Raw genomic sequence first — 7,536 nt, 5'->3', positions numbered from 1 at the left:
CCCACCACGGTCCCGGCCGCGGTGTGCGCGATCGCGGCCGGGACCGTGGTGGGCGCGGTGCTCACGCCGTGGGGCTTCGTGGTGCCCGGCGGTTACCTCGCGGCGATCGTGCTGGGCTCCATACCCGCCGGCAAGGGGCTGCCGCTGAAGGCGCGGCTGCGGATCCCGGTGGCGCTGGCCACCATGCACATGTCGTGGGGCTGGGGCTTCCTGACCAGCCCGCGCTCGCTGGCGAAGAAGGTCATCGCCTCGCGGCGGCCGGCGGTCGTCAGCGAGGTCTGAGCCCGGGCCCCTCCCCGACGGGGAGGGGCCCCACGCGTCACCAGGTGAACGCCGGGTTGACGTGCATGCAGGCCTTGTCGTCCGCCCCGTTGAGGGCGTGGGCCGACTCGGGGGTCTTGTCGTCCTCCTCGGGCGCCCGGTAGGACGTGCCCTCGCGCCAGTCGGCGCCCACCACGAGCGTGACCCCGGAGACCTCGGTGGACCGCTCCACCGCGCTCGCCGGAATGCCGAGCGCCTCGGCGACGCGCCGGGCGTCGCCCTCCAGGTCGACGCTCGGGTAGCGCACCACCGTCCGCTTCTCGCTGAACGAGCCGACGATGTCGGCGGACGCGCTCGTGAAGCCCTCGTCCTTCAGCAGCCCGGTGATCGTGCTCGCGCGTCCGGGGGCGGCGGCGAGGGTGTCGGTGCGGGTGCCGTTGCGGACCTGCACCGCGATCTCGGCGTCGTCGGCGGCCGGGTCCGTCGGGGCCGTCTCCCGCTTCTTCTCGGGCTTCTTGTCCCTGCCGTCCAGGGCGATGTCCTCGCGCACCAGCCGGAACAGCTTCTCGGCGTCCTCGGTCGGTTCCACGCGGGCGCCCACGTAGCGGTTGGGCATCGTGGTCATGGTGATGCGTTCCGGCTCCACCTTGCGCAGCTCGGTGCTCAGGTCGTAGAGCTTCTTGACGGTGTCGAGCCCGGGGTCGACGGTGAGCGCCTCGGTGGCCTTCTCGGCCAGCCGGCGCAGCTTGTTGGGGTTGCTGAGGGTGGCGTTCTCGCGCAACTGGCGGACCAGCGAGTTCATGTACATGTGCTGGGCCTTGGCGCGGGCGAGGTCGCTGCCGTCCTCGAAGCCGTACCGGGTGCGCAGCCACTGCAGGGCCTGCTCGCCCTTGACCGGGTGGGTGCCCTCGGGGAGCTTCAGCCCGGAGCCGTGGCCCTTGCCGTCGCGGGAGTGGACGTTGGCGTCCACGCAGACGGGGACGCCGCCGACGGCGTCCGCCATGGACACCACTCCGGCGAAGTCGACCATGACGAAGTGGTCGATGTGGATGCCGGTGAGCTTCTCCCAGGTGGCCACCGTGCAACCGGGACCGCCGTGACCGAGGCTCTGGTTGGTCATCGTCCGCCCGTTGCTCGCCGGGTACACCGTCCCGTCGTCGGGGTCGGTGCACTTGGGGATCTCCACCAGGGTGTCGCGGGGCATGCTGATCACGGACATGTTGGTCCGGTCGGCGGAGAGGTGCACCAGCATCTGCACGTCGGCCAGCGGGGTCGACCCGAACGTCTCGCGGGCGCCGCCGAGTTGCTGGTTCTCCTTGCTGTCCCGGGCGTCGGAGCCGATGAGGAGGACGTTCAGCGGGGTCTGCCCGGCGGCGTTCGGCGTCGGCGCGGCGGCCTTGCTCTCGCCCAGGTGCAGCGGGTCCCTCTTGATGTTGTCGTTCAGCTGCCGGTAGTAGAGGTAACCGGCCGTGGCGGAACCGGCTATGAGCAGCGCGAGCACCGCCGCGGACCACTTGAGCAGCCGGCGCCCCCGGCGCGGGCGGCGGTCACCGTCCGCTTCGGGGACGGGAACGTCGCCGCCGTCGGACGGGCCCTCGTCCGGGTCCTGGTCCGATTCCTGCCGGTCTTCAGGGAGAGCCGCCCGTACGGCGTTCTGTGTCACTGCCACGTCCTTCCCACCCGGGCAACCCCTTGTGTCGTCAAACGGGCCCGTCCCGCGCTCTGTTAGACGCACGACGAGCCCGTCAGTTGCCCTCCGAGATCAAACCGGCTTCAACAAGTTTCGGCCGGCCGTACCGACCGGCTCATCCGGGCGTCAGCTCGCGCACTCGACCTTGTCCGCCGTGGACTTCTCGATGTCGTCCGGCGCCTTGTCCGGCGGTGTGAGGGGGACGCCCGCGCCCTTGAAGTCCTCGCCCAGGGTCAGCTTCATCGCGGGCAGTCCCTGGGCGTTGGTGACGCTCTCGCCGGGTTTCATGGCCGCTCCCGACAGTCCCAGGACGTCGGCGAGGCGCCGTGCCTGGGCGGCCTGGTCGGGGGCGTACTCGAGCGCCGTCCTGCTCAGGGCCTCGTCCGCGTTGCCGGCGTTCTCGGACTTGGTGACGCCCTGCTCGACCTGGAGCCAGCGGAGGGTCTCCTGGGCGCTGCCCGACGGCGCGCCGCCGTTGAGGACCTGCACCCGGACCTCGGAGGCCGGTGCCTTCTCGCCCTTCAGCCGGGCGGCGACGGCGTCCTTCTCCTTCTTCCTCCGCTGCTTGACCTCGGTCAGCGACACGTCGTTCCTGATGGCCTCGAAGAGCCGGGGTGCCTTGGACTCGTCGAGGACGACGGTCGCCTTGATCTTCTCCACCGGGTTGTCCTTCACCGGCACCGTGGTGAAGGAGATGTTCTTCGGCGGCACCCTCTTCAGCTCCAGGGCGACGTCCTTGAGCGTGCTCACCCTGCCGATGCCGGTGTCCACGGTCAGCGCCTTCGTGGCGGCCTCGGCCAGCTTCACCAGTTTGGCGGGGCTGGTGAGGGTGTCGCTGGAGGACATCTTGCGCATCAGCGAGGCCAGGAAGTGCTGCTGCGCCTTGATCCGGTCGAGGTCGCCCTGGTTGCCGAAGCTGTGCCGGGTGCGGACGAAGGCCAGGGCCTGTTCGCCCTCGACCTTCGACTCGCCGGCGGGCAGCCGCAGCTTCGACTCCTTGTCGTCCACGGGGTGTTCGAGGCACACCGGGACGCCGTCCACGGCGGTGGTGAGGGTCTTGACCGCGTTGAAGTCGGCCATCATGAAGTGGTCGACCGGGATGCCGGTGGCCTGCTCCACGGTGCGCATGGTGCAGCCCGGGTCCCGGCCGCCCTCCCCGAGGCTCCGGTTGAAGCGGACGCCCTGCAGGCCCGGGACGACCTTCTCGGTGCCGTCCTCCTGCCGGGTCGGGCAGTCGGGGATGTCGACGATCAGGTCGCGCGGGATGCTGAGCGCGGTCGCGTTGCTGCGGTCCTTCGAGACGTGCAGCAGGATGGTGGTGTCGGCGTGGCCCCTGCTGCCCTTGTCGCCGTAGCCCTCGTTGCCCCTGCCGGTGCGCTTGTCGGTGCCGATGACCAGGATGTTGAAGGCCTCGTCCCTGCTGAAGTCGCCCCTGCCCGCGCCGCCGACGTCGGTCGTGGTGACGTTGCCCTCGAGGTGCTTCAGGTACAGGTAGCCGCCCGCGCCGGTGGCGAGCACCACGAACGCCATGGTGCCGCCGGCCCACAGCAGGGCCCGCTTCGGCTTCCGCTGCGCCGGCCGCCGCCCGCGCCGTCCGTCGTCGGGGGCGCCCCGGCGCCCGCGCTGCGGCGGCACCGCACGGCCGGGTATCCGGGTACGGCCGCCCGCGGTGCCGTCCGTGCCGGGCGGTGCGGACCTGCGGGGGCCGGGGACGGCCGAGCGGGGTGCGGAAGGGCCCGACCGCAGCTCGTACTCGCCGGTGTCCGGGTTGAGCACCCACTGGTCTGCGGGATCCATGCCCTCCGATCGCCCACGGCCTGGTGCGTCCACGGTCGCTCGAATCCTCCGTCGGGGCCATGCGGCACTGCCCCCTCGGGAGGGCGCCCGCGGGTACGGGCGCCACCGTGCGCGACACCGGGGGAGGCCCGCGCGGCCGGGGCACTTCGACGCTCACATTATCCGCCCCGTCGCCGACGGGACGGTGTCAGTGAGGAATTCCCCCTCCGCGGGCCGGACGGCCCCCGCCGTTCGACCCGTCGGTGCCGGGGAGACGCGGCCCCGCCGTCCCGACGGCGGCGGGGCTCGACACGTCCCCGTACCGGCCCGTTCCGCGCCCGTGGGACGCGGGACGGGCCCGCCGGGTCACTGGGCGCACTCGACCTTGTCCGCCGTGGACTTCTCGATGTCCTCCGGCGCCTTGTCCGGCGGCGTGAGGGAGACGCCCGCGCCCTTGAAGTCCTCGCCCAGGATCAGCGTCATCGCGGGCAGTCCCTGGGCGTTGGTGACGCTCTCGCCGGGTTTCATGGCCGCTCCCGACAGTCCCAGGATGTCGGCGAGGCGCCGTGCCTGGGCGGCCTGGTCGGGGGCGTACTCGAGCGTCGTCTTCTTCAGGGCCTCGTCCGCGTTGCCGGCGTTCTCGGACTTGGTGACGCCTTCCTCGACCTGGAGCCAGTTGATCATCCGCTGGGCGCTGCCCGACGGCGCGCCGCCGTTGAAGACCTGCACCCGGACCTCGGAGGCCGGTGCCTTCTCGCCCTTCAGCCGGGCGGCGACGGCGTCCTTCTCCTTCTTCTTCTGCTGCTTGACCTCGGTGAACGACACGTCGTTCCTGATGGCCTCGAAGACCTGGGGGGCCTTGGACTCCTCGAGGACGACGGTCGCCTTCACCTTCTCCGCCGGGTTGTCCTTCACCGGCACGGTGGTGAAGGTGAGGTTCTTGACGTTGAGCTTGCCCAGCTCCAGGCCGAGGTCCTTGAGCTTGTTGATGCTGTCCAGCTGGGAGTCGACGGTGAGCGCCTCGGTGCCGGCCTCGGCCAGCTTCACCAGTTTGGTGGGGCTGGTGAGGGTGTCGTTCGACTTCAGCTTGCGCATCAGCGCGCTCAGGAACTGCTGCTGCAGCCCGATCCGGCTCAGGTCGCCGCCCGAGCCGACCGAGTACCGGGTGCGCACGAACGCCAGGGCCTCCTCGCCCTCGATGGTGTGCGTGCCCTTGGTCAGGTTCAGGTGCGACTTCGGGTCGTCGATGTCCTTGGCCAGGCAGACGTCGACTCCGCCGACCGCCGTGGACAGGGTCTTGACCGCGTTGAAGTCGGCCACCATGAAGTTGTCCGGCGTGATGCCCGTCAGCTCGGTCACGGTCCGCATGGTGCAGCTGGGCGTGCGGTCGTTCTGGCCGAGGCTCTCGTTGAAGCGGGCACCGGCGGTCCCCGGGATGATCTTCTCGGTGCCGTCCTCCTGCTGGGTCGGGCAGTCGGGGATGTCGACGATCAGGTCGCGCGGGATGCTGAGCGCGGTCGCGTTGCTGCGGTCCTTGGAGACGTGCAGCAGGATGGTGGTGTCGGCGTGGCCCTTGCTGTCCTTGTCGCCGTAGCTGCCGTTGCCCGTGCCGGTGCGCTTGTCGGTGCCGATGATCAGGATGTTGATGGCTTTGTCCTTGCTGAAGCCACCGGTGCTCGCGCCGTCGTCGGAGACGGACGTGATGTTGTCGTTCAGGTGCTTCAGGTACAGGTAGCCGCCCGCGCCGGTGGCGAGCACCACGAACGCCATGGTGCCGCCGGTCCACAGCAGGACCTTCCTCGCCTTCGACTTCTTCTTCACCGGCCGGCGCCCGCGCCGCCCCGGCGGCGGCTCCTCCGGCGTGCCCCGGCGCCTGCGCGGCGGCGGCACCTCGCGGTCCGGTGTTCCACGACTGGGCGTCTCGCGGCCGGGACGTTCCGGCGTGCGCCCCGGAGCCGCCGTACGACCGCGCACCGCGTCCGTACCGGAGGAACGGGACTTGCGAGGACCGGGCATCGGTGACTGCGGTGCGGAAGGAGCCAGTCGCAGTTCGTAATCACCGGTGTCCGGGTTGAGCACCCACTGGTCTGCGGGATCGATGTTCTCCGCCCGCCCACGGCTTTGCGCGTCCACGGTCGCCTGAATCCTCCGTCGGGGCCACGCGGCGCCTCTCCCCTCCCAAGGCGCACGGGTCTCAGTCACACAGTGCGCGGCCTCAGGACGGTTCCCGAGAGAACGGACGCACCGGATCGGCTCACACTAACGGCACGGATCGGCTTAGGGCGACGTCGGTGAGATATTCCACGTCCCTACAACTGGGCAATTCACCCATTTCTGTGGACTGGAGTTCTCCGGGCCGGAGTTGTCTCGCGATCGGCCTTACGCGCAGGTGTCCTCGGCGGCCGTGTTGCCGGAGAACGTCGGCGTCGGAGAAGTGCCCCCGGACGGTTCCGAGCCGTCCTTTTCCGTGGTCTTTCCGTTACTGTCCGTACCCTCTCCGTCCGCTTTCGCGTACGGCGTGCCGCCCCCGCTTTCCGCAGCGGAACCACTTTCACCGCTTTGTGCGACCGTCACCGGGGCGTCCCTGCGCAGCCGGTCGAACAGTTTCTCCGCCGCGGGCTCCGCGAGTTGGTCGCGATTGGCGTCGCGGACATACGGCTCCCGTGGAACGGTCAGGAATTGCACACGTTCTGTGGGAATGTTCCGCAGCCCGCGGACGAGTTCGTACAAACCGCGCAAGTTCGCCAGTTCCGGATCGGTCGTGAGCGACGAAGTGGCCGCGTCCAGAAGGGGATACAGCTTCACCGGATTCAGCAGGACGCCATTGCTGCGCACCTTGCTGACGAGTGCCCCCAGGAAGCGTTGCTGACGCTCCATCCGCTCGGTGTCGCTGCCGTCGCCGAGGGACTTCCGGGCCCGGACGTAACCGAGGGCCTGCTCCCCGTCCAGGGTCACCCGGCCCGCGGGCAGCCTGAGCCCGGCCGCCTCGTCGTCGACGGGCTCGCGCAGGCACACCTCGACGCCGTCGACCGCGTCGACCATCTCGATGAAGCCGTGGAAGTCGACGACGACGTGGTGGTCGACGCGGATGTCCGTGAGCTTCTCGACGGTGCGGATGGCGCAGGCCGAACCGCCGCGCTCGAAGGCGGTGTTGAACGCCGCGAACTCCGGCTCGGTGCGGCTGCCGTCCCGGTGCAGACAGCCGGGCACGTCCACCATCAGGTCCCGGGGCACGGACACCGCGGTGGCGCTGCGCCGGCCCGCCGGCAGGTGCAGCAGGATCACGGTGTCGGACCGCTCGGTCCCCACGTCCCGCCCGTAGCGGCGGTTCTCCTCCCCGGAGCGCGAGTCCGAGCCGATGACCAGGACGTTCAGGGCGTCCTTCACCAGCGCGGTGGGCCGCTCCTCCTCGAAGCGCGCGAGCTCGGCGGCGGCCGCCTCGTCCGGGGTGATGTTCCCCTCCAGCTTCATGTACACCACCCACCCGGCCCCGGCGGCCACCACGAGCGCGGCGGTGACCGTGAGCCCGGTGCCGAGGGCCCAGCGCCGCCGCCGGCGCCGGGCCCGCCCCGGTCCGCTCGCCGAGGCGCCCGTCCCCGGGCCGAGGGCGCGCCGGCCCCCCGGCTGCCCGGAGGGCGCGCCTGCGGTGTCGCTCATGACCGGGTCCACCCCTCACTGCGTACGGGGCCGCGACGGCGTACGGCGTGTGGCGCGCGGTGCGCGCGGCGCGTGGCGTGCGCCGCTGCTACGACGATGGCCCGGGAGGGCGGCGCGGGGCAGGCGGTGCTGCGCCGCCCTCCCGGGCCATC

Annotated in this window: 4 protein-coding genes and 1 pseudogene; 1 reads left to right on the top strand and 4 read right to left on the bottom strand. The window is 71.0% G+C overall.

Going from position 1 to position 7,536, the window contains the following annotated elements:
* Positions 1-282: pseudogene (locus B7L92_RS27150) on the top strand (glycosyltransferase family 2 protein); the annotation flags it as partial.
* Between the two features lie 37 nt (positions 283-319).
* On the opposite strand, the gene B7L92_RS27145 reads toward B7L92_RS27150, so the two are convergent.
* From B7L92_RS27145 to B7L92_RS27130, 4 genes are all read right to left on the bottom strand, one after another.
* Complete coding sequence (locus B7L92_RS27145) at positions 320-1,924, bottom strand: LCP family protein (protein ID WP_081239999.1); 1,605 nt, start codon at positions 1,922-1,924, stop codon at positions 320-322.
* A 153-nt stretch (positions 1,925-2,077) separates the two neighbouring features.
* Positions 2,078-3,781, bottom strand: a complete 1,704-nt coding sequence (locus B7L92_RS27140) for an LCP family protein (RefSeq protein ID WP_081239998.1) — start codon at positions 3,779-3,781, stop codon at positions 2,078-2,080.
* Positions 3,782-4,093: 312 nt separating this feature from the next.
* Complete coding sequence (locus B7L92_RS27135; RefSeq protein WP_081239997.1) at positions 4,094-5,860, bottom strand: LCP family protein; 1,767 nt, start codon at positions 5,858-5,860, stop codon at positions 4,094-4,096.
* A gap of 246 nt (positions 5,861-6,106) precedes the next feature.
* Complete coding sequence (locus tag B7L92_RS27130; RefSeq protein ID WP_081240000.1) at positions 6,107-7,384, bottom strand: LCP family protein; 1,278 nt, start codon at positions 7,382-7,384, stop codon at positions 6,107-6,109.
* Positions 7,385-7,536 lie beyond the last annotated feature (152 nt).

The organism is Streptomyces viridosporus, assembly GCF_002078235.1.
GTDB classification, from domain to species: Bacteria; Actinomycetota; Actinomycetes; order Streptomycetales; family Streptomycetaceae; genus Streptomyces; species Streptomyces viridosporus.
Note: the sequence above shows the minus strand (reverse complement) of the source record. Positions and strands in the feature narration are given on the sequence as shown.